This window comes from Alteromonas profundi (assembly GCF_010500865.1).
Taxonomy (GTDB): domain Bacteria; phylum Pseudomonadota; class Gammaproteobacteria; order Enterobacterales; family Alteromonadaceae; genus Alteromonas; species Alteromonas profundi.
The window spans coordinates 89,619-110,245 of sequence record NZ_JAAAWN010000005.1; the positions used below are offsets into that span (position 1 = coordinate 89,619).

Consider the following 20,627-nt stretch of genomic DNA (forward strand, 5'->3'; position numbering starts at 1 on the left):
TAATCCTATGCAAAATGAAGGTGGAATTCAGCACGACGCTCAAGCGTGCGACATTGGCTTTATCGGTTTAGGGGTAATGGGTAGTAACCTTACCATGAACCTTGTAGACCACGGTTATCGCGTGGCCTGTTTCGATTTAGATCAGCTAAAAGTAGAGTCAATTCTCGACAAAGACGCCAGTGAGCGAGCTGCTGACAGCGCCCCCCGCGTGGTAGGATGCAGCTCTTACACCGAGTTGTTAAGCAAGCTTAAAGCCCCTCATCTTATTATTATTTCTGTCCCTGCCGGCAATCCTGTAGACCACGTTTGTCATCATCTCATTGATGCAGGTATTCATGCCGATGATATCGTGGTTGATACAGGTAACAGCCTTTGGACAGACTCGGTGGCCCGCGAAGCAGAATACAAAGGCAAGTTTATTTTCTTTTCTACCGCAGTTTCTGGCGGTGAAGTTGGCGCACGTTTTGGGCCGTCATTAATGCCATCGGGTAATCCCTATGCATGGACTCGCATCGAGCCCGTACTTAAAGCGATTGCCGCTAAAGCGCACCCAGAAACAGGAAAGCCGCTGGAAAGTTTCATTCCAGGGCAACCAATCACCGAGGGGGAGCCGTGTGCTACTTACATAGGTCCCATTGGTGCGGGACACTATGTGAAGATGGTTCACAATGGTATTGAATACGCAGACATGCAACTAATCTGTGAAACCTATCATATTATGCGCGATGCGCTTGCGATGACCCCTGCAGACATTGCCGCGGTTTTTCGTACGTGGAATAAGGGCAAGCTCAATAGTTATCTTATTGAAATAAGTGCCGAAGTGTTAGAGCAATTAGACCCTGAAACCAACCAGCCGTTGGTTGATGTTATTCTCGATAGAGCAGGGCAAAAAGGCACCGGGCTTTGGACTGCGGTAAGTGCACTAGAAGTAGGGAGTCCTGCGCAAACAATTACCTCGGCCGTTTTTGCCCGAAGTATTTCAAGCTTGAAAGAAGAGCGTGTGGCTGCCAGTGAAGTTCTTTCAGGCCCTGACGCGGTTGACTACACCGAGGACGAAAAGCAGGCGATTATCGTTAAGCTAGAGCATGCACTTTATTGCTCAAAAATTTGTGCTTATGCCCAAGGGTTCCAGCTAATGGCCATGGCGGCAAAAGAGCATGGTTGGAACCTGGAGTTTGGTGAAATTGCAAAAATCTGGCGCGCCGGTTGTATTATTCGCGCTGTCTTCCTGCAATCAATTTCAAAAGCCTATGAAAACAACGAAGAGTTGCCTAACTTATTAATGGACCCCTTCTTTGCAGAGCAAATCACCCAATACCAGTCACATTGGCGTCAATCCATTGCACAGGCTACATTAGCGGGTGTGCCATGTCCGTCTATGATGTCAGCGTTGAGTTATTACGACTCGTATCGTACTGCGGTACTTCCTGCAAACCTATTACAAGGCCAGCGCGATTATTTTGGTGCGCATACTTATCAACGTGTAGATAAGCCTGCAGCGAAAAAATATCACCTAGAATGGAGTGATCCCGGCCGTCCGCAGACCTCTATAAAACGATAGAATAACGCAACTGATAAGAGTAAGGTGTACCCAATTAAGGTACACCTTTTTTATTTTGGGAGGGTAAATGGCAGAGCAAGATTGGAAAGATAAATTGACTGACGAAGAATACCGCGTTTGTCGCCAAGCGGCCACTGAGCGCCCCTTTACCGGCGTTTTGCTTAATGAAGAACGAAGCGGCACGTATGAATGTAAGTGCTGTGGTGCAGCACTGTTTTCTTCCGACACAAAATTTGATGCAGGCTGCGGATGGCCTTCGTTTTATCAGCAGCTTGATGACGCAAATGTAGATTACAAAGAAGACCATAGCCATGGTATGCACCGCGTAGAGATATTGTGCAAACAATGTGGCTCGCACTTAGGCCACGTGTTTCCAGACGGGCCTGAACCCACAGGGCAACGCTACTGCGTTAATTCTTTATCGCTTACCTTTAAAGGCGATGACAATACCGAGATTAAAGGGTAAATAACCGCCTACGCCCGCCGTAGCGTTCGTCGCTACTTGGCATCATAGAGGAAGGTGGGGGAAAATGAAGAAGCGAGCGGGGAACTAAGGTAAACTACTGGTTAAAAATCACACAGCGTGTGTTCTATATGCGAATATCTTGACAAAAAATCCGCCTTTCTATGGCGGATTTTTGGTATTTTTCTTAGTTTTATCTGTAATTCATTTTCATAAACTAAAGTTTATTTAATTTAAGCTCGCGGGCGCTAAATTCACCCTCATCAAGGGCATCGGCTATTTGTTCGGCTACATCGTTTAATATTGCCACAGGAAGTTTATGCTTGTTCGCCAATTGTGAAGCTAATTGTGTGTCTACGTTATCATCAAAATACGTCGCCACGGTAAGCCACACGTACGCGAACCTAAAGTTTTCTTTCGTTAAGCCCAATTGATACAGCGAATGGAAGATAGCATTGTCTATGTTGTCGCTATTTTTATAAAGACTTAGCGCGCGATAAAGCGTTTGGATGGTTTTGTTTTCATCGCTTTTTATCTGAAATGAAGCCAGAGATACCAATAAATCGGGGGCACTTACCTTGTGGCTTGCGGCGTAGCGTTCGAACCGGTGGAAGGCGTCTTGGTCGTTAAATCGGGTCCAATGATAATAGGTAAGGTAGGGGTCAAGTGAGTCTTTCGTCTCCCTTGCCAGGCGCTGCAATTCTCTACGTGCTGTAATAACGCCTTTCAATCGCGACGCTTCCTTACCTTTGCGCTTAACATGTTCTATATGTTGCGCTTCTTCAACACATACAGCGTACTTCTCAAGGGCTAACATTAAAGGGTATTTGTATGCATCCCCTTCATCCTCTCTATGGGTATATCTAAGATGGATAATATCCGCCCGATCGCGACGACAGCGACCGTCTAAATTCAAGTCAACGCACATAGCTGGATGAGACTCACAGATTTCTCCAGCGGTGGGGGCAAACCAATCGCTGCACCCAGAAAGCCATAAAACACACACAAACGAAAACGTGGCTTTATAGCCATTTGTGGAAAAATTACTAAATAACATAGCGTTTGCAGTGCGATATCGGTGTTTTCTGAAATTTATCAACAATTTGGTCATCCTTGGTTGTTTTATTAAGATACTGCTCGTCACCGTCAGACGAATAATACTCACCTAGTGTACCCTAAAATTTAAAAATACTGACGTGTCAAATTTGGTTAATTTTGGTCGATGAAGGCATAAGCATGAATCAAGAGTTTGAGCAGGAATTACAAAGTAGCTGGCAGGAACGTCAGGAATACGCGGAAATGATGTTGCCTTTGGTAGGTAAGCTGTATCGCAATCGTTCAGTAGAGATTTCCGTGTATGGGCGCTCTTTATTGAACGCAAGTGCAATTGATTGCATTAAAGCACATCGTAAGGTTCGGCTTCACGAAGGCGTTAAACTGCGCCTACGGGAAAGTTACCCAATTTTACTCGCGTTAAGTGAAATGCAACTTGCGCCCGCCCAAATAGACATAGGTAAGCTGGCATTTGATTTTCATTATGGCGCGGCGGTGGACAATGACGATCTTAACGCCTATTTAAGTGAGAAGTTAGCAGAGGTTGTTGATAAGCAAGATAACCAAGCTCCACAAGATGTGGTGCTTTATGGTTTTGGGCGTATAGGTCGCTTAATGGCTCGTTTGTTAATTGAACGTCAAGGTCAAAATAATAAATTACGCTTACGTGCTATTGTGGTACGTGGTGGCCGCGAAGGTGATTTGGAAAAGCGCGCCAGCCTATTGCGCCGCGACTCAGTGCATGGCCCGTTTAACGGTAGCATTACCGTTGATGAAGAAAAGAAAGCGCTTAAGGCCAACGGTGCCTACATTCAGGTTATATACGCAAATAGCCCAGATGAAGTGGACTATACCCAATACGGTATTAACAACGCCATAGTTATCGACAACACGGGAATTTGGCGAGACCGCGACGGGTTAGGCTTACACCTAAAAGCAAAAGGTGCAGCAAAAGCAATATTAACCGCGCCCGGTAAAGGCGATATTAAGAATATTGTACATGGCGTTAACCACGATGAAGTAACCAGCGACGATACCATCGTTTCTGCGGCAAGCTGTACAACCAATGCAATTACCCCCGTACTAAAAGCACTCGATGAAGAATACGGCATTGATAACGGGCATGTGGAAACCGTCCACTCTTATACAAACGATCAAAACCTTATTGATAATTACCATAAAGGTGATCGCCGCGGGCGAAGTGCGCCTCTTAATATGGTAATTACCGAAACGGGCGCAGCAAAAGCCGTGTCTAAAGCGTACCCCAAATTAGCCGGAAAGCTTACCGGTAATGCTATACGCGTTCCTACACCGAATGTATCTTTGGCTATTTTGAACCTTAATCTTAAAACAGCAACCGACAAACTGGCAGTGAATGAGTTTCTCCGTGACACTGCACTATTTTCTTCGCTACAGCATCAGATTGACTACACTGCCAGCAAAGAAATTGTATCTACCGACCTCGTTGGTTCGCGGGCCGCTTCAGTGGTAGATTCTCAGGCTACCATTGTGCAGGATAACCGCTTAACGTTATATGTCTGGTATGACAACGAATTTGGATATAGCTGCCAGGTTATGCGCGTCGTGCGCGACATGGCTGGTCTTAGCTTTCCAACATTACCCGCGTAGCGAAAAAAAAGTAATGAAAAAACCGACCGTCGTGGTCGGTTTTTTGTTTGGATGAATAATTTGTGTACACCCTTCCTATAATTCGTTGTTTAGCGCGTGGCATTCCACTTCCTGTCTATGCTAAATTAGCGCTCAAATAATGAGGAAAACGACAGTTATGCATATTTCCAGTCAGTTCGATAGCGGCAACATCAACGTGGTGCGTGCCAACAGCCCTGAAGATATACTTTTAACCATTCCCAAAGATAATCAATCTGATTTCGCGCAATGGTTTCATTTTCGCCTAATGGGTGAAACCTTCGTCACCCATACCATGACAATTACCGATTTAGCTAAATCAGCCTACCCCGAAGGCTGGAAAGACTACAATGTCTTAGCGTCTTACGATCGGGAAACATGGTTTCGTGTACCTAGTACTTTTGATGGCGACAATCTCACTTTCTCGCTCACGTTAGAGCAGCCTAGTGTGTTCTTTGCTTATTTCATTCCCTATAGCTATGAACGTCATCTAGACCTTATTCACCACGCTCAAACATCACTATTTTGCGAGCATCGCTTTTTAGGTCTTACATTAGATGGCCGTGATATGTCTATGCTCGTTATCGGTGAACAAACACCTGAAAAGAAAAAGGTGTGGATTACCGCCCGTCAACATCCAGGCGAGACAATGGCCGAGTGGTGTGCACAAGGTATAATTTACCGTTTACTGGATGAACAAGATGGGTTGGCGCGACAATTGCTGGATAATGCCGTGTTCTACATAGTGCCAAATATGAACCCAGACGGGAGTGCACGAGGACATCTAAGAACCAATGCTGTAGGAACCAATTTGAACCGCGAATGGGCATCACCCACGGCGCAAAAGAGTCCTGAAGTATTGTATGTACTCGATGCAATGGCAGACACCGGCGTAGATATGTACTTAGATTTGCACGGTGATGAAGCATTACCGTACAACTTTGTGGCAGGCACGGAAGGAAACCCGGGATACACCGCCGACATTGAGGCATTAGAAAACACCTTTAAACAAACCTTGCTAACGGCGACACCAGAATTCCAGGATGAATTTGGTTATGAGAAAGACGCCCCTGGCAAGGCGAACTTAACCGTGGCATCTAACGCGGTAGGTGAGAAGTTTTCGTGTATGGCGTATACGGTAGAAATGCCGTTTAAAGATAATGCGAATATACCTGATAACGTCAATGGCTGGTCGGCGCAACGAAGTCAGCAGCTTGGCGAAGATTTACTTATTGCGGTAAACGCAGTAGTGAATAAATTAAAATAACCACTAACACCAGTAAGCCCCGTTCATACGGGGCTTACTATTAAAATACAATAATAGAATTCATAACAACAATATAAAGAAGGGGTATTACCTTGGAAGGGTTATATAGTTTTCTCGTCTCTCTCGACGGGCTTTTAGGAGGTGCAGGCTGGTTTCCGTTCGCACTTTTAGGTGTAGGTCTGTTTTTCACCATTTACCTTAAGTTCCCCCAAGTACGCTTTTTTAAGCATGCATGGCTGGTGGTAACAGGTAAGTATGATAAAGAGAGTGATCCTGGCGATACTACCCACTTTAGGGCACTCACCACGGCACTCTCTGGAACAGTAGGTACAGGTAATATTAGTGGGGTAGCGTTTGCTATTTTCCTCGGTGGCCCTGCGGCACTATTTTGGATGTGGGTAACGGCGTTTTTAGGTATGACGACCAAGTTTGTCGAAGTTACTTTATCGCACAAATACCGAGTAAAAACAGAAGACGGTACTATGGCCGGTGGCCCTATGTATTACATGGACAGACGCCTTAACATGAAATGGTTAGCGGTGGCGTTTGCCATAGCTACCGTAATTAGTTCATTTGGTACAGGAAACCTGCCACAAAGTAATGGTATTGCACAAAGTATTGAAGCTACCTTCGGGTTTGAGCCTTGGGCTGTTGGCAGCGTTTTAGGGATCCTGCTAGCGTTAGTTATTTTAGGCGGTATTCAGCGTATTGCGGCTTTTACTGCACGGGTTGTACCGGTAATGGCGGTTATTTATCTTATAGGCGCACTTGCTGTTATATTTGCAAACCTTGATAATATAGGTCCTTCGTTTGCTTCAGTGATTAGCGATGCGTTCACCGGGTCTGCGGCCGCAGGGGGCTTCCTTGGGGCGTCGCTTGCATATGCCTTTAACCGCGGGGTTAATCGAGGCTTATTCTCTAATGAAGCAGGGCAAGGTTCTGCACCCATCGCTCACGCTGCTGCGAAAACCAAAGAGCCTGCGTCTGAAGGCATGGTGTCATTGCTAGAGCCCTTCATCGATACTATTGTTATCTGTACTATCACAGGTTTAGTTATTCTTTCTTCCGGCGTATGGAACGAGAAGCACCAAAACGTGTTTGACCGTTCAGATATGTTGTTCGTAGAAGGCTATTATGATGATTCCAATCAAGCCGACATCGATAAGTTATACGGATACCTTAATGATGTTGATGGTAATGACGTTAAGCCGTTTAGCGGCAACATTACCGTTGTCAATGGAACCGCCTTAAGCGATGGTTACACCTTGCTAAACTCACGCTCTATTGCCGAAGATGTTAAGTATTCGGTAGGCAGTGAAGACCCTTATACAGGTACCTTAACCATTACTGATGGTAAGCCCGTAAAAGAAAATCTCGAAGTAAGCGGCAAATCACTGGTGCACTCTGCTGCGCTTACCACTATTGCGTTTACCCGCGGTTTCTTTGGCGACTTTGGGCAATACATAGTGTCTGTAGGGTTAATGCTATTTGCGTTTTCTACGGCCATTGCGTGGTCTTACTATGGCGATCGTGCCATGACCTACTTGCTCGGCCCGCGCTCAGTGATGCCTTATCGCGTAATATACGTTGCTGGCTTTGTATGGGCTGCAGTTTCTGATACAACACTTGTGTGGGCATTGTCAGCCGTGGCAATTGTGGTAATGACTTTACCTAACCTATTTGGTATTGTTCTGCTGCGCAAAGAAATGAAAGATACAGTGAACGATTATTGGTCAAGAACGAAAAAATAATCGTAACGAATAAGTGCGTGAGGAAGTAAACGCGGTAGCCTAGAGTTTACCTTCCCACGCCTTTTTTATAGAGAGCTTTGCTTTACTCGCCAGCAAAACATCAGGTTTTCGCGGCGGATATGAATACCACTGAAAACCATCGCTGCCTGGTTAATTTAAGTACCACGAACAGGAGCAACATATGGCACTTATCAATTGTCCCTCATGTAATAAAAAAACCTCAGATAAAGCAAAAGTTTGCCCCCATTGTGATTTTAAAATAGGCAATGCATCAGCGGAAGATATCGAGCGTAAGCAGCAATTACAGAAATTTAAAAAGCTTCAAAGTATCCAAAACCAATCGCTAATCGCAATGCTTATTTTTGTCGCCGGTTTTGGCTTTATGTATTGGGGCGGTACACGACCTGGCGATCTACAGCACAATATCGCAATTGTGTGCAGCATTGCGGGCTTTGTATGGTATCTTGTCAACCGAGTTAGAATTGTATTAATTAAACGATTTTCTTCATGAATATAGATGTATTAGTAAATAGTATGACGCCAGAAATATATGCGCGTCTACGTCAGGCTGTGGAAACAGGAAAATGGCCAGATGGTACTGCACTTAGTGATGAACAAAAGGCCAGTACTATGCAGGCAGTGATGCTGTATCAAGCCAAGATTGAAAAATCATCAGAGCATATGACCGTTAATGAAAGCGGTGAAATAGTGCATAAAAGTAAACAAGAATTCAAACGCGCCCTACGCGGCGATGACGATGAAACTAACACCATAGCGCGGTTTAAACAGGATGATATTTAGTCGGTTATTTGCTCCTTCTCACACCAGTCAGAATCCCGAAAAAAGACTGGAAGCTATTAAAAACCTGTCACCGGAAAAACCATCAGAAAAAACAATATTGCATGAGCTTGCGTTCAACGATGATAACGCAGAGGTAAGTTTAGCTGCCCTTTCTAAGTTAAATTCATTTGTGCTGTGGCTGAAAATGTCGCAAATTTCCAAAAATGAACGTATTCAGCGTACGGCCCAGCGTAAGGTGGAAGCCTGTTTGCAAGGCAAAGGCGAACTAACGATAAGCGAAGGGGATAAAGTAGCGTTTCTTAAAGAATCGGCGTCTGCTGAGCTAATACAACAGCTTGTAATTTCAGAGCCACAGTTACTTGATAATACCGAATTGGCCATGGTTTTAATTGAAAAAGTGGCCAAGCCCTCGTTCTTTCAAACGGTTTTCTTGCAGCATGCGTCCTTGCCATTACAACAGACGATGCTTGCTACTATCGACGATGTAGCGATGCTGCAAAAGTTAGAAAAGAAGACCAAAGGCCAAGAGATAAACCCGTCTATTTCGGCGCGTTTAAGCGCATTAAAAGAGGCAGCGGAAAAGCCCTTATTATTGATGCGTGACATTACCCTATGTTTATCTAAATTCAATGCGTTACTCGATAAAAGCGATATTGAAGATATTGAGCAACGTAAATTAGCGCTTGAAGCGGAATATAATGCTTTGATGGACAATGCGCAGTTACTTAAAAGTGACGATAAACAAGAGGTAGAGGCGAAATATACCCGTATAAAACAGAGTTTAGAACGTTATTTAGCGCGCATCCGTCCTCAATGGGAAGCTGAGCAAGCGGAAAAAGAAATTGCCAATATCGAAGCGTTGTTAAAAGAGCAAATCAACCACGCCACCAGTCAGGTAAATTGGCTTTATCATCAGCGTTTATGCGAAGCAACACTTGCCGATGTGGCCGTAGTAAATGAAGCAGTGCGTGGGCTTGAGGCTACTTACGCGCACCTTGAAGATCTCTCTTCTGATTCTAGCTCGCTAATTAAAGCAACCAACGTATTGCAGCAATTGAATAAGAAACTAGAAGGTTTTTCAATGCAGCAGCAGTACGCACAAAAGCTTGTTGTTGTGGTAACACAAGCCGAAAGCCTCGCCGATGAGATAGACGCAGCGAAAAAGAGTGAGTCGACAGAGGAAACGGTTGAGCATAACTTTTCTGATCTTAAAACGAAATATCAGGAGCTTGCCGGCGAATTAACGTCGCTTCCACGTGATTTGAGTGAGCGCTGGAAAAGCGCGAGCCAGAGAATAAACAAACAACGGCTTGCAGAAAAATCTGAACAAGAAAATCAACTTCGTCAGTGCCGTAAACAAATTAATACCGTGGAAAACCTAATTACTCAAGGCCGCTTCCGTGGTGCTATGGCGAAGTTCAGTAAGTTGGCAAAACTATACGAAGGGTTAGATAAGTCACAACAAGACAGCATCGGCAAACGTTTTGATAATCTTGCGCAGGAAATAGAGCGGTTAGAAGGTTGGCAAAGCTATATTGCAGCGCCGCGTCAGCCGGCCCTGATAGAAGAAGCGAAAGCATTAGCCGATGCACCACTTGATGACATTAAAACGCGTACTGAAGCTATACGTTACTTGCGTCAGCAATGGTTATCGTTAGGTAAACAAGCCAGCGAACCGACTTTACAGGCCCAATTTGATGACGCGTTAGAACAAGCCTTCACCCCATGTCGCGAGTATTACGCGAAGATGGATGCAAAACGTGAGGAAGCTAAGCAATTTAGACAATCTTTAGTGCTTGAAGCTCAGTCTATTGATGTAAATCAGCCTGAAGCTGCATTGGCGAAAACTGTTGACCGTTTAAGTAAAGCGTGGCATCAGGCAGGGCAGGTTGAAAAACAAGACTATGAAACACTAAGAACGTCATGGAAAGCGGCACTAACACCTGCTCAAGAAAAGATCCAGGCATGGAACTTTGCTAATAAACAAGAAAAGCAAAGCCTTGTAGATGAAGCGCAGGTGTTGGCAGAAGCAGAAGATTTGTCAGGTGCTGCCGACAAAGCTCAAGCGTTACAAAAACAGTGGAAGGATATTGGTCATGCTGGTAAGCGTGACGAAAGTCGATTATGGCGCGTATTTAAGCAGGCTAATGACACCTTGTTTGAGCGCTTAAAAGAACAAAGGAAAGCGAAGTCTCACGAATTCGATCAACGAGCTGAAACATTGAATGCGAAAATCGACGCACTTGATATTAATAGCGACGACCTAACCTTTATGCGCAGTGTCGATGAAATTGAGGGGCTGGCGAAAGACTTGCCTGCACCTCTAAAAGCCAAGGTTATCAAAAGAATTGCAGGGGTTCAGCGTCAGCGTGGTGCGGTAAAAGACAAACAATTACAGCAGCAGGTAGAAGCGCGGGCTACACACTTAGTGGATTACTTACAACATTACGCAAACAGCGAGAGCAATGTAGCAAGCGCGCCAGCGTATGATGCATCGGTGCTAGGTAAGCGTTGGGCGTCGGCGATTGAGCAGCGCCATCGTGTAGAGAAAAGTAGACAATGGTTAACGGTAGCGTTAGAAGCGGTAACCGACATGCCAAGCCCCGCGGCTGATAGCAGTATGCGAACCGACGTGCAGCTTTCCATGATGACGGCTAAGCTTGAACAAGGTGAGACCATTGATGCGTCTGATTTGCTTGAAGATTGGATAGCGATAGGTGCGGTGGAAAATCATGAGCAGCCTTTATTAACCCGTGTAATAAAAGTTATTGAAGCCCAACCCGAGTTATTAAATTAAGATGGAAAATAGTATCGAGTACGTATTCAAAAGTGAAATGTCTGCCTATCGCTTTTTAAATACGGTAAAGCATATGGATATTGAGGCGCTCAGAGTAAAGTTTGGGCGCAGTGATCATCATGTGTATGTGGCGTATCGTTATGCCCTGGGTGAATTCGATGGTACCTTATCTCAACTTGACGATCTCGCCCGCGACCTAGGCGGACTAGAGGCGTAAAATTATGGATAAAAACAGCCCAAAGCCCTAGCACAGGTAAACGTAATAGCTGGTGCATGAAAGCTTCAGTATTGCGTATGGGTAGTGTAAAAAGGCAGTAACGTTGACCAAAAGGAAGAAGGAATGACAACGGACGAAAAATTATATTGGGGCCTTACTGCCAAGACGTATTGTACGCTTATTCATATCAGTCAGCTTAGCAGTATCATCGTTCCCGGATTGGGGCTTATACTACCTATTGTAATGTGGATTGCCCATAAAGACGATAATGCAGCCATTAATCAACATGGGCGCGTAACAGCAAATTGGTTAATCAGTTTTCTTATATACACAGTAATATGCGGTGTGTTAATGCTGATAGTGGTGGGCGTGATTGGGTTGTTGGTACTTGGCATATTGAATATTGTATTTGCCATAATTGCGGCGGTAAAAGCTAACAATGGTGAACTATGGTACTACCCACTAAGCATTAAGTTCTTCCGTGTATGAGCTTTACGTTTTTAAAAGTAGAGAATCTATATGTCCTACCGGTGCGAGGCACATGTGTTTATGGTAAATCATAGTAAAGCTATAGGCGGTGCTAAGCATAGTGTGTGTGCATTGGCGATATTTATTCTCAGTGGGTTCTCCACCTTTGTGTTTGCGGCCCAAGATAGTGAACCCTTTAAAAGTGATATAACGCTGGAATATTTGCTTGAAGTTTTAGCTAGCGAATCTATTGAAAGAGACGCTTTAGCCGGTATAACAACTAAAACATTCACAGAGCAAGGAGCGTCGTTCACGTACTATTATTCACCGTCGCTGCAACGGTCATTTATCGTAGATAACGAAATAGGGCGGGTGTGTAAAACCTATAGCGGTAGCGAGATTTTAAGCTGTTTTCCCTGTGCTAAAAGCGAGGTATCAGCTACCTGCCCATAGTCACAGGTTTTTAACGGCTACTTGCGCCGAATAAGTATGATTACCAAGAAGTTATCCATCCCTAATTACTGAGCGTTTATGCGCTATAGCTGCTATATTCCCCACGTTGCCGTTGGCAATTGCTCGCACGCGGTAGCTCAGTACGTGATAGCGTCATTCATATTAAAATACACAATACGGCTTTTCAGTGGAAACGAGTGTTACTATGAACTCTCTGTCTGAAGGGGTTAGCTTCCCATTAATCTAGATGGACGTAATATGAGAGTTTTGGTTTTCTTTTCCTTTGTTTTCATGGCATTTAGTAGTAATGCTGTAGTGAAACGGCATGATATCCCTGCTAAAAATTATGTGTTAGACAAAGCGCCTAAATACTTAATTGATATGCCACATGAAGGCCATGGCGTGTTGATAAATCCCCAATGGATTGTAACTGTAGCGCATACCGTTTTTTATGATTACACAGGTAAAAAAATAAATGTGGGCAATGAAGCCTTTGAAATAGAGCACGTTCACATACATCCACAATATGTTGAAATAGATGACGCGCTATTTCATGGTGACGCAACGCCATTAATGAACTTTCTAAAATCTAGAAGTGATATTGCTTTAATAAAACTGTCTTACCCTGTTACAGATATAAAGCCAATTGATATTTACCCCAACATTAATGAAGCAGGCAAAGAAATCACCGTATTTGGCCGTGGAGCAACAGGTAACGGAAAAACGGGGGAAAATCTTGAAACAAAATCTTTGCGAGAACTAAATCATTTTAAAAACATCATTGAAGACTCAAATGGAAACTGGCTTTCATATAAATTTGATAAACCCCCTTACGCATTGCCCCTTGAAGGGATGCACGGCGCAGGCGATAGTGGCGGCGCTTCTGTCATAGTTGAAAACGGTAAGCCATATTTAGTTGGCTTATCAAGCTGGCAAGTTTGGCGTGGAAACCTGGCTTATTTTAAAGGTGGTCTATATGGCACTACTGCTTATCAAGTTAGGGTATCAAATTATCGTGAGTGGATAGTAAGTGTATTGGGCAGCGAATAAGCAGCTCAAAAGGTTGTAAAATATTTGGCTGATTAAACGTTCAGCTAAAATATGCGCTATTAGACGTAATCTTTTTTCTATTTGCTTCAAATTTCCTGTGTTTTATAGCGGCTCTAACTCCCGCAGTACCTGATATTTTAACCCTGCCATTTCATGCTCTTCTCCAGCATCACAGGTGTTGGCTAAGTATTGCCACACATCTATCGTTTGTTGGGTTAGCTTTTCAAATTGCATTTTTATACGAGAATGCAATGGGTTATTAGGCTGGGTTAATCGGTGGCCGAGTTTGCGGGTTATATTAAGTTTATTGATTGCCCCTTCAACAAGCGCGTCTTCGCAATGGCTAATAAATTGATAGGGTGGTGATGCCTGTTGAAGGCGTTGAATATCAATAGCGTTTTTTCTTAGAGGCGGCGCCATAATCTCAGGGCTGTCATCAACAATAATATTTCCCACCGCGTAATATTCGTATTCTGTGTTCATATGAACGCTAATGACTATGTCCACAGAGTTCGCGTAATCACTATGTTCTGTGTAAATTGTTGTTCGCCTATATGCGTGGGCAGGCATTCTAATCTCTACCTGTCTACGTGCCACAGGCGTCAGCGTGAATTGCCCATTTGCATCTGAGTACGTAGATGATATTGGCGCATGTGCCTTATTGCTGTAATAAGCGATAAGGGCCCCTTCAACAGGGGAGAAGTCAAAAAGGCGTACCACAGTACCTGTTACTTCAGGCCCGTTATACATCTTTGTTATTGAAGGTACACAAGCAACAACTGCTATACTGGCAGTGAAGACGAACATAATTGCGTGAAAATGCCTCATAAAGTTGTACCTGTTCTTATGCAAAGACTAACGTCTAGCGGTTATATTAAGGCGTACGCGATTTCTCGTTAACCCATTCGCATTTCAGATTAGCATGCTAATGAGGCGCGAGCAGAACAGTTATGCAAAAAGATACTGTTCGGCTGCACGGTAAGTTAAACTTTATGTTAAACGAAATGTAGGGGTCGGTACATAAAATGGTTATGTGTATAAAACAGTTAACTGCTATTTACGTTTTGTGGTTGTTGATGTTGTGCTCAGCCTTAGTAGAGCCTGCTACTGCGAGTTCCACTGAATCTTCAAAGTATCAAATGGCTGAGCGTCAACCTGTTAAACGGGTAAGCCTTCAACAACAAGAGAGTGAACAAACAGCGTCTGATAAAAGCTTTACACACCACAGGTTCGGTGAGATTCACTTTGGTAACGATGTAGCAAGTATATCGCTTAGCTACCAATTATTGGGCGATCAAAATAACGGTTGTCAGTATATAGCGTTTAAAAAATATCCTTCATTAGCCGTAATGGTAATGGACGGTACTATAGAGCATGCCGATCTTGAAATTCATTCGCACACTGATAAACATGGTCTTTTTAAACAGAGTATTTTTCAGGCGCTTGCCACTGGACAGCAATCGTTAGCGGAATTTAGACAACAGTCCCCCGAGGTAGAGATTTACGATCATGAGTATTTGCCGGGGGTCTATTTGCATTGGTATAACAATGATAAAACACGGGCCGTGGTTATAGAGTATGTTAACGGACAGGTAGATAGAGTTAAGGTAGGTCTAGTACCTTCCGTGCTTTGGGTGGAGGGCTGTGCTTAATTGCAGGTATGTAGAGCAAATAAAAAGGCCGATGGAAACCATCGGCCTTGCTAGGGGGAAGATAAAATACCCTGTTACTTAGCAGTCTTTATCTTCAGCGCCTGCGCCTTCTTTAACATCTTCACACGCGTCTTCTACTGCGTTACCTGCATCAGTAACTACTTCGTCTATTTCTTCGCCTGCGTCCTCTGCTTCACCATCGCCGCATGCGGCCAATGAAAATGCAAATGCTGATGCGACTAATATTTTTGATAATGCTTTCATAGAGATCATTTCCTTTCTCCTGGTTTAAAAAAATTGAAGCTAAACTTTCGGCGACTTTCCTCGAACCGCATTAGCGATAAGAGAAATCACAAGAAGCGCAACGAACACAAAGAATAGAAATTGTGCGATACCCGTTGCAGCACCGGCGATGCCACCAAAACCAAAAATAGCTGCAATTATGGCGATAATAAAAAATGTAATTGCCCAACCTAACATAGCTAAATCCTCTTTTTGCTCCGTAATGTTCATAGTAAATAAAGCGAGGTTTGTGCCAACACTGTAACTAATTGATAATAAAGTTTTTATACTGTTTTTGGCCGAAGAAAGTAGAGTGTGTTCAGAAATTTTTAACCAAAGCTTACAGGTGATTTGCATAATTTACATAGCGACCTAAGTACATTACTTTACGCCCTCAGAGGATAAGGAAAAATAATGGCGTCGTGGTACACTCATGCTAAATCCTTAACGCAAAGTGAAGCTCCTATGGCGAAAAAACAATCTGCTTTTATCGGGTTAATGCAGCGCGCACGAAATGTAAAGCGCTGGCCCTTAATGGCTCAATTTCAAGAAGAAATGTTATCTACTCACATCTATGAAGCGTCTATGGTTGCCCATATGTTAGGTGCGATTGCCGCAGATGTTTTTGGAGAACAAGTGAACCCAGACAAAGTGGCCAGCATGGCGATTTTTCACGAAGGTAGCGAGATTGCGGGAATGAGTGATATTCCTAGCCCTGTGAAATACCATGATCCTGAAACCACGGCCGCTATTAAGAAATTAGAGCGCCGCTTTGAAGCTATGTTGCTGCAAACCCTACCTGAGGCGTTACAACAGCGCTATCAGCCCCTAATTGAACAAAATAAAGAAGACATACATGTAAAGCTAGCGAAGGCCGCCGATGTATTGTGTGCTTATCTTAAGTGCGATTACGAATTGTCTAAATCAAACTCTGAGTTTGCTAATGCAATGCAGGAAATGGAAGTGCAATTGGCACAATACCGTCAGCGCCTAAAAGCGGTTGACTACTTTTGTAAGGTATTCCTAGAGGACGCAAAGGGCACATTAGATGAACAAACTAAAGATTTAGATTGGGTACAGCGGGCGAATACGCTTCATCTAGATGGTAATAGAGGGCAATAGAGGGCATCAAAGGGCGGAATACCAAATAAAGGGTAAAGCGGCATAGGTGTAAGCGAGGTTAATAATAACCACGCTATCTAAACACCGAGTGAGAACGCTCACTCCTCTTTTAACGGCTCAATATCGCTTACTTTAATGGCATTTTTACCCAAAGCTTGTGAGGTATTGGCCATGCGCACGAGTATTGAATAGTAAACGTCATTGATTAGCGTTTTCTCCACATTACTTTGTGTCTGCCCTGGCATAGGCTCTGCTACCTGCTGACATCCTGACATAGTACATTGCTGATCGTTGGTGAATGTAGGTTGCGGTGCGTTTTCCTGAGTAATTCGACGAGCTTCTACAGGGCGTTTTTCAATATCTGTTTTGATGATGGCAAGGTGCGAAAAGCCTTGCTTTTCGGCCAATTCACTGGCGCGCTGCAAAACGTATTGTTGCACCATGTCAGCGGGAGTCTTATCAGTCGCTTTAAACAGAACCCGAAATTCATTATTGCTTAATTGCACGCTAGAATAACCATAGCCATCTTTATTCTTTGCCGCTTTGTACGGTGTGGGCAGGGCCGAAGGCGTGTTACTACACGCAGTTAAGCTTATACAGATGCATAAAGATAGCAGGGTAATGAGGGGGCGAACTCTTAACGACATAAACCACATGAGCGTTCCTTAATTATTGTAATATTGAAGTCAGCGCAGTACGAACAAAGGTTATGATAGCTCTTTTGCGCTGATGTTTAGGGCTGCTTGACGTTGCACCTTTATAGGCGCCCGCAGCGAAAAAAGCACCCAAGGTTGACGGGTTACCCATGATTAACTTTGTGTTGTTCTTAGCGTGCGTTGCTGCAGCAGCGGCACACTGTTTTTGCGCTTGGTATGCCTCTTCTTTTTCACGAATTTCTTCAAAAGCACTATTTAATAGTAGGGTCATAATATAGCTACCTTAACTATGGCATGGCTAAATATTTAGTCCATTAATTGTTTAAATAAGTGAATCATCCGTTTTGCATTTAAATATTGAAATGCACTTTGCCCTTGTTTTAACACAATAAGAACGGCAATAATGTTGAACACGAGTAAGCCAATTAATACTGCAAGTACCGGCGCGCCTACCATAAAGGTAATATAACCAATAATAGCATTGATAAGTATCCAACAAAATATACCAAGTGCAAATGCGATAAGCGCAGAAGCCGCAGTAACAACAAAGGCTTTTTTCACCAACATAAGTTCAGCATTAATCAAATCTAGCAGCGCAAAACCTTGGTTTTGTTTTTGCTTCGCAGCGTTCTTTAATGCAGCTATCAATTCATGAAATGAAATAGACTCGGGGGGGGATTCTTCTTCGTTAGCGTGCGTTTGCGTAGGCTCTTGCTCGTGAACGAAAATCGCCTGATGCCGAGGCGGCGTCAGGCGAAACGGATTTTCGACGCGAGGTATAAAGCTAGCTTGACGAAAATCAGGTACGGTCAGCATAGTGACCTACTTCTTACGAAATAGTGATGAAACTAGCATACCTGCTGCAAACGCCATACCCGCTGTTGCTACTGGGTTTTCGATGGCATATTTACGAATCTTTGATGCTTCCCACTTTTGTTCCGCGAGCTTTCTACGCTCAGACATATTGTCGGCTGACTTAGTCGCCGTACTGCGAATATTCTCTTCTGCTACACCTGCGCTATTCGCCAACTTGTCTACCGATGAATGAAGGGTTTCTTTCAACTGATCCGTGACTGGGTGACTAGGCTCTTTAACACTGTTTGACTTATCCGTCGCTTGAGATGCGCTTTGCGTAGCGCCCTGCGTTGTGCGTTGGGTTGTTGCCATAGTACTCTCCTTAATTTTGCTATGAATGCATTATTAGGGTTGCAATGGCTATACCACAATATAAAGTTAAATTAACTAACTGAAATATATGGTAAAATTTTCATTCCTCCATAAGCGGGCTAGGGGGGGAGTAATAAAAGCGTAAGAGTTTCATGCACCAACGTGTAATTCTTTCTTAACGCTTTGTTTAACGAAGTAGCGCCGTCGTAGGACTGTCCCTAGATTTAATGCACCACAGTGAGTAAGTCTTCCTTACTGACCGGTTTTAGCAACGACTGACGTATGCCGAGGTGCTCCATCGTACTGCGGTCAGGCTCACTGCCGCTTACAATGACTAAGTCGGTGCTAGGTTGTAGCTCTTTAAGTTCTTTTGCTAAATCATAGCCGTGATAGTCAGGCAAACTTAAATCCATCAATACATGATCGAAAATAATGTCATTCATGCAATCTATCGCCTCGGCTCCGCTGTGTACGGCAATAACATCGTGGCCTTGATGGACAAGAAATAGTTGTAATAACTCAGCTGCATCTTCGTCATCTTCAATAACTAGCACCTTTTTACCGTCAGGCTCTTCCTCGGTTTCTTGTTCAACCTGTAGCGCTTTCGCTTCAATTGAGGGGGCAGGGCCTTCAGTGGTCATCAAAAATCGTTCAAGAATGTCGGTTAGTGAAGCGCGGTCGATAGGTTTTCCAATGACATCGTGAAAACCTTCATCCATAAGAGATTGTTTTAACCCTTTTCTACTGGCAGCGGTTACCGCAACAACAGGCACTTGGCTTTTATGCCGCCTAAGGGCATGCAGCGCATCTATGCCGTTCATTACGGGCATGTGAATGTCCATGAAAACAAGATGGAAAGGGTCGTTCTCTTCTTCTGCTTGTAGTACCGCTTCCAATGCTTTCACGCCATTTTCCGCATAGGCAACAGTAGCATGGCATTGGCTAACAAGATGACCCGTTAGACGGCGTATTTCCCGAAGGTCGTCGACAATAAGCACCTTACCGGTAACCTGCAGACTGAGGGGGTTCGCTTCCATTTGCGTTTGCGGTGACAAACTAAGGATGGAACGTGGCTGTTCACTAATATCACCTGGGTCAATGGTAAAAGAAAAGCAACTGCCTTTACCGAACACAGACTCTACACTAATTTTGCCGCCCAGCTTTTCTGACAATTCTTTTGAAATGGCCAGCCCTAACCCGGCACCGCCATGATTAGCACGCATCACATCTTCAATTTGTTCAAAAGGCTGAAATACACTTTCTAACTTATCAGGGGGCATGCCAATACCGGTATCTTCTACTCTAAACAGCAGCCTTTCATTGGTTTTTCCTGGCGCGGGGGGGCGAACTTCAACAGACACGCTGACCGAACCGGTATCGGTAAACTTAATCGCATTATTGATGAGATTAATCAGTACCTGTCGGAGTCGGGTAGGGTCGGTTTGAATGACTTCGGGAAGCTTTGACTCTGATACCACGGTAAGGCTTAACCCTTTGTCTTTTGCCGCCAACCTCATAAGTGACTGAATGTCAGTTAAAAATACCCCTAAGTTTACTGGCTTTATATTTAGCTCTAACTTATTGGCCATAATGCGCGACATATCGAGCAAATCGTTTAACAAACTAAGTAAATGCTTACCATTTGAGTGAATAATCGAAAGCTCTTGTTCTAACGCTTGGTTCTTCTTGTCGTCTATCAGTAGCTCGGTATAACCTAATATTGAGGTTAATGGGGTGCGAAGTTCGTGGCCTAAGTGAGCTAAAAATTTGTCTTTTGCTTTATTTTTTTGCTCTACTTTATGGCGCTCAAGGCGTTCGTTCTCTATTTCTCTGCGCACCATGGCATAACGAATGGTTCGCATGAAACGGGGCGACTCTATTTCGCTTTTTTGTACATAATCTGCCGCGCCTGCGCGCATCACCAACTCGTCTACCTTAGCGTCAGATTGCCCGGTAAGAATAACCACGGGCAAGCTAAATTGATTCGATTTGAGCACGTCCAATACATCTACGGCATTTTCAGCGCCCAGTAAATAATCAAGTAAACAAAGGTCGAAGTTACGTTGCTGTAATGCATCAACAGCATCGGCACTATTAGTTACCCATGTGATCTGAAACTGCGGATTTTCACATTGTTCAAGATAATCAGACGTTAAATAGTAATCGTCTTCATCATCTTCTATTAATAGTACGCGAATTACGTCAGCCACTCTGTTCTCC

General features: G+C 43.9%; 23 protein-coding genes. 14 read left to right on the plus strand and 9 right to left on the minus strand.

Annotated elements, in window-relative coordinates; genetic code table 11:
• The first annotated feature begins 7 nt into the window (after positions 1-7).
• Complete coding sequence (gndA, locus tag GTH32_RS05295; protein WP_163084201.1) at positions 8-1,561, plus strand: NADP-dependent phosphogluconate dehydrogenase; 1,554 nt, start codon at positions 8-10, stop codon at positions 1,559-1,561.
• Between the two features lie 67 nt (positions 1,562-1,628).
• Positions 1,629-2,027, plus strand: a complete 399-nt coding sequence (msrB, locus tag GTH32_RS05300) for a peptide-methionine (R)-S-oxide reductase MsrB (RefSeq protein ID WP_163084202.1) — start codon at positions 1,629-1,631, stop codon at positions 2,025-2,027.
• Between the two features lie 214 nt (positions 2,028-2,241).
• Here msrB and GTH32_RS05305 read toward each other — a convergent pair whose 3' ends face one another.
• Complete coding sequence (locus GTH32_RS05305) at positions 2,242-3,135, minus strand: DUF2989 domain-containing protein (protein WP_163084327.1); 894 nt, start codon at positions 3,133-3,135, stop codon at positions 2,242-2,244.
• Between the two features lie 125 nt (positions 3,136-3,260).
• Between GTH32_RS05305 and GTH32_RS05310 the strand changes: the two genes are divergently transcribed.
• The 10 genes from GTH32_RS05310 (at position 3,261) to GTH32_RS05355 (ending at position 13,528) form a co-directional block, all read left to right on the plus strand.
• The gene (locus tag GTH32_RS05310; protein WP_163084203.1) at positions 3,261-4,706 is read left to right on the plus strand and encodes a glyceraldehyde-3-phosphate dehydrogenase; all 1,446 of its coding nucleotides are present in this window, start codon (positions 3,261-3,263) and stop codon (positions 4,704-4,706) included.
• A 157-nt stretch (positions 4,707-4,863) separates the two neighbouring features.
• Entirely contained in the window at positions 4,864-5,991 is a 1,128-nt protein-coding gene (locus tag GTH32_RS05315) for a M14 family metallopeptidase (protein WP_163084204.1), read from the plus strand.
• Between the two features lie 92 nt (positions 5,992-6,083).
• Positions 6,084-7,742 carry an alanine/glycine:cation symporter family protein gene (locus GTH32_RS05320; protein WP_163084205.1) on the plus strand — a complete coding sequence of 553 codons (1,659 nt, stop codon included), beginning with the start codon at positions 6,084-6,086 and terminating at the stop codon, positions 7,740-7,742.
• 181 nt (positions 7,743-7,923) lie between these two features.
• A complete protein-coding gene (locus GTH32_RS05325; protein ID WP_163084206.1) occupies positions 7,924-8,253 on the plus strand; it encodes a hypothetical protein in 330 nt (109 codons plus the stop codon).
• Positions 8,250-8,543 (plus strand): YeaC family protein, encoded by a 294-nt coding sequence (locus GTH32_RS05330; protein ID WP_163084207.1) that lies wholly within the window; start codon positions 8,250-8,252, stop codon positions 8,541-8,543. The genes GTH32_RS05325 and GTH32_RS05330 overlap by 4 nt, the downstream gene beginning before the upstream one ends.
• Positions 8,533-11,340: a DUF349 domain-containing protein gene (locus tag GTH32_RS05335; RefSeq protein ID WP_163084208.1), complete on the plus strand. Its 2,808-nt coding sequence runs from the start codon at positions 8,533-8,535 to the stop codon at positions 11,338-11,340. The genes GTH32_RS05330 and GTH32_RS05335 overlap by 11 nt, the downstream gene beginning before the upstream one ends.
• Before the next feature lies 1 nt (position 11,341).
• Positions 11,342-11,557, plus strand: a complete 216-nt coding sequence (locus GTH32_RS05340) for a hypothetical protein (protein ID WP_163084209.1) — start codon at positions 11,342-11,344, stop codon at positions 11,555-11,557.
• A gap of 123 nt (positions 11,558-11,680) precedes the next feature.
• Positions 11,681-12,046 carry a DUF4870 domain-containing protein gene (locus tag GTH32_RS05345; protein WP_163084210.1) on the plus strand — a complete coding sequence of 122 codons (366 nt, stop codon included), beginning with the start codon at positions 11,681-11,683 and terminating at the stop codon, positions 12,044-12,046.
• 60 nt (positions 12,047-12,106) lie between these two features.
• On the plus strand, positions 12,107-12,478 hold the full coding sequence (locus tag GTH32_RS05350) for a hypothetical protein (protein WP_203565380.1): 372 nt from the start codon (positions 12,107-12,109) through the stop codon (positions 12,476-12,478).
• Between the two features lie 258 nt (positions 12,479-12,736).
• Complete coding sequence (locus GTH32_RS05355; RefSeq protein ID WP_163084211.1) at positions 12,737-13,528, plus strand: trypsin-like serine protease; 792 nt, start codon at positions 12,737-12,739, stop codon at positions 13,526-13,528.
• A 102-nt stretch (positions 13,529-13,630) separates the two neighbouring features.
• On the opposite strand, the gene GTH32_RS05360 is transcribed toward GTH32_RS05355, so the two are convergent.
• Positions 13,631-14,356: a transthyretin-like family protein gene (locus GTH32_RS05360; protein WP_163084212.1), complete on the minus strand. Its 726-nt coding sequence runs from the start codon at positions 14,354-14,356 to the stop codon at positions 13,631-13,633.
• A 197-nt stretch (positions 14,357-14,553) separates the two neighbouring features.
• Between GTH32_RS05360 and GTH32_RS05365 the strand changes: the two genes are divergently transcribed.
• A complete protein-coding gene (locus GTH32_RS05365; RefSeq protein ID WP_163084213.1) occupies positions 14,554-15,180 on the plus strand; it encodes a hypothetical protein in 627 nt (208 codons plus the stop codon).
• 78 nt (positions 15,181-15,258) lie between these two features.
• Here GTH32_RS05365 and GTH32_RS05370 read toward each other — a convergent pair whose 3' ends face one another.
• Positions 15,259-15,453, minus strand: coding sequence for a hypothetical protein (locus GTH32_RS05370; protein WP_163084214.1), 195 nt, complete (start codon positions 15,451-15,453; stop codon positions 15,259-15,261).
• A gap of 30 nt (positions 15,454-15,483) precedes the next feature.
• Positions 15,484-15,660, minus strand: a complete 177-nt coding sequence (locus GTH32_RS05375) for a DUF1328 family protein (protein WP_163084329.1) — start codon at positions 15,658-15,660, stop codon at positions 15,484-15,486.
• Between the two features lie 216 nt (positions 15,661-15,876).
• Between GTH32_RS05375 and yfbR the strand changes: the two genes are divergently transcribed.
• Complete coding sequence (yfbR, locus tag GTH32_RS05380) at positions 15,877-16,584, plus strand: 5'-deoxynucleotidase (protein ID WP_246223152.1); 708 nt, start codon at positions 15,877-15,879, stop codon at positions 16,582-16,584.
• A gap of 98 nt (positions 16,585-16,682) precedes the next feature.
• On the opposite strand, the gene GTH32_RS05385 is transcribed toward yfbR, so the two are convergent.
• From GTH32_RS05385 to GTH32_RS05405, 5 genes are all read right to left on the minus strand, one after another.
• Positions 16,683-17,240 (minus strand): CC0125/CC1285 family lipoprotein, encoded by a 558-nt coding sequence (locus tag GTH32_RS05385; RefSeq protein WP_246223153.1) that lies wholly within the window; start codon positions 17,238-17,240, stop codon positions 16,683-16,685.
• A gap of 13 nt (positions 17,241-17,253) precedes the next feature.
• A complete protein-coding gene (locus GTH32_RS05390) occupies positions 17,254-17,511 on the minus strand; it encodes a hypothetical protein (RefSeq protein ID WP_163084215.1) in 258 nt (85 codons plus the stop codon).
• Positions 17,512-17,546: 35 nt separating this feature from the next.
• On the minus strand, positions 17,547-18,056 hold the full coding sequence (locus GTH32_RS05395; protein ID WP_163084216.1) for a hypothetical protein: 510 nt from the start codon (positions 18,054-18,056) through the stop codon (positions 17,547-17,549).
• Between the two features lie 6 nt (positions 18,057-18,062).
• Positions 18,063-18,407, minus strand: coding sequence for a DUF883 domain-containing protein (locus tag GTH32_RS05400; protein WP_163084217.1), 345 nt, complete (start codon positions 18,405-18,407; stop codon positions 18,063-18,065).
• Positions 18,408-18,631: 224 nt separating this feature from the next.
• Positions 18,632-20,617 (minus strand): response regulator, encoded by a 1,986-nt coding sequence (locus GTH32_RS05405; RefSeq protein ID WP_163084218.1) that lies wholly within the window; start codon positions 20,615-20,617, stop codon positions 18,632-18,634.
• Between the last annotated feature and the right edge of the window lie 10 nt (positions 20,618-20,627).

Excerpts from the sequence above, each read along its gene's own strand:
- gndA (WP_163084201.1), top strand. The coding sequence starts at position 8 with ATGCAAAATGAAGGTGGAATTCAGCACGACGCTCAAGCGTGCGACATT.
- msrB (WP_163084202.1), top strand. The coding sequence starts at position 1,629 with ATGGCAGAGCAAGATTGGAAAGATAAATTGACTGACGAAGAATACCGC.
- GTH32_RS05305 (WP_163084327.1), bottom strand. The coding sequence starts at position 3,135 with ATGACCAAATTGTTGATAAATTTCAGAAAACACCGATATCGCACTGCA.
- GTH32_RS05310 (WP_163084203.1), top strand. The coding sequence starts at position 3,261 with ATGAATCAAGAGTTTGAGCAGGAATTACAAAGTAGCTGGCAGGAACGT.
- GTH32_RS05315 (WP_163084204.1), top strand. The coding sequence starts at position 4,864 with ATGCATATTTCCAGTCAGTTCGATAGCGGCAACATCAACGTGGTGCGT.
- GTH32_RS05325 (WP_163084206.1), top strand. The coding sequence starts at position 7,924 with ATGGCACTTATCAATTGTCCCTCATGTAATAAAAAAACCTCAGATAAA.
- GTH32_RS05330 (WP_163084207.1), top strand. The coding sequence starts at position 8,250 with ATGAATATAGATGTATTAGTAAATAGTATGACGCCAGAAATATATGCG.
- GTH32_RS05335 (WP_163084208.1), top strand. The coding sequence starts at position 8,533 with ATGATATTTAGTCGGTTATTTGCTCCTTCTCACACCAGTCAGAATCCC.
- GTH32_RS05340 (WP_163084209.1), top strand. The coding sequence starts at position 11,342 with ATGGAAAATAGTATCGAGTACGTATTCAAAAGTGAAATGTCTGCCTAT.
- GTH32_RS05345 (WP_163084210.1), top strand. The coding sequence starts at position 11,681 with ATGACAACGGACGAAAAATTATATTGGGGCCTTACTGCCAAGACGTAT.
- GTH32_RS05350 (WP_203565380.1), top strand. The coding sequence starts at position 12,107 with ATGGTAAATCATAGTAAAGCTATAGGCGGTGCTAAGCATAGTGTGTGT.
- GTH32_RS05355 (WP_163084211.1), top strand. The coding sequence starts at position 12,737 with ATGAGAGTTTTGGTTTTCTTTTCCTTTGTTTTCATGGCATTTAGTAGT.
- GTH32_RS05360 (WP_163084212.1), bottom strand. The coding sequence starts at position 14,356 with ATGAGGCATTTTCACGCAATTATGTTCGTCTTCACTGCCAGTATAGCA.
- GTH32_RS05365 (WP_163084213.1), top strand. The coding sequence starts at position 14,554 with ATGGTTATGTGTATAAAACAGTTAACTGCTATTTACGTTTTGTGGTTG.
- GTH32_RS05370 (WP_163084214.1), bottom strand. The coding sequence starts at position 15,453 with ATGATCTCTATGAAAGCATTATCAAAAATATTAGTCGCATCAGCATTT.
- GTH32_RS05375 (WP_163084329.1), bottom strand. The coding sequence starts at position 15,660 with ATGTTAGGTTGGGCAATTACATTTTTTATTATCGCCATAATTGCAGCT.
- yfbR (WP_246223152.1), top strand. The coding sequence starts at position 15,877 with ATGGCGTCGTGGTACACTCATGCTAAATCCTTAACGCAAAGTGAAGCT.
- GTH32_RS05385 (WP_246223153.1), bottom strand. The coding sequence starts at position 17,240 with ATGTGGTTTATGTCGTTAAGAGTTCGCCCCCTCATTACCCTGCTATCT.
- GTH32_RS05390 (WP_163084215.1), bottom strand. The coding sequence starts at position 17,511 with ATGACCCTACTATTAAATAGTGCTTTTGAAGAAATTCGTGAAAAAGAA.
- GTH32_RS05395 (WP_163084216.1), bottom strand. The coding sequence starts at position 18,056 with ATGCTGACCGTACCTGATTTTCGTCAAGCTAGCTTTATACCTCGCGTC.
- GTH32_RS05400 (WP_163084217.1), bottom strand. The coding sequence starts at position 18,407 with ATGGCAACAACCCAACGCACAACGCAGGGCGCTACGCAAAGCGCATCT.